The sequence below is a fragment of the Amycolatopsis panacis genome (assembly GCF_003600245.1).
GTDB classification, from domain to species: domain Bacteria; phylum Actinomycetota; class Actinomycetes; order Mycobacteriales; family Pseudonocardiaceae; genus Amycolatopsis; species Amycolatopsis sulphurea.
In genome coordinates this window covers 1-512 of record NZ_QZFV01000057.1, presented here as the reverse complement: position 1 = coordinate 512, position 512 = coordinate 1, and the positions used below count along the sequence as shown (strand labels likewise).

The window sequence follows — 512 nt, the reverse complement described above, 5'->3', positions numbered from 1 at the left end:
CCGCTGATCCCGAACGACGACACCGCCGACCGTCGCGGACGTTGCACCCGCGGCCACACGCGTTCTTCAGCCACCAGTTCGACCCCGCCCGAAGACCAGTCGACGTGCGGCGACGGCTCGTCAATATGCAGACTCCGCGGAACCACCCCACGCCGCATAGCCTCCACCATCTTGATAATCCCCGCCACCCCCGCCGCCGCCTGCGCATGCCCGATATTCGACTTGATCGAACCCAACAACAACGGCTCCACACGACCCCGGCCATACGTCGCAAGCAACGCCTGCGCCTCAATCGGATCACCCAGGGAGGTGCCCGTACCATGCGCCTCCACCACATCAACGTCCGAAGTGGACAAACCGGCGGCGGACAACGCGGCACGGATCACCCGCTGCTGCGAAGGACCGTTCGGCGCAGTAAGACCGTTGGACGCACCGTCCTGATTGATCGCCGAACCCCGAACCACCGCCAGTACCCGATGCCCGTTGCGGCGAGCATCGGAAAGCCGTTCCAG

1 protein-coding gene is annotated in these 512 nt (G+C 65.4%); it reads right to left on the bottom strand.

Going from position 1 to position 512, the window contains the following annotated elements; translation table 11 throughout:
- A partial coding sequence (locus tag D5S19_RS04475) for a polyketide synthase (RefSeq protein ID WP_147397337.1) occupies positions 1–512 on the bottom strand: 512 nt, incomplete at both ends.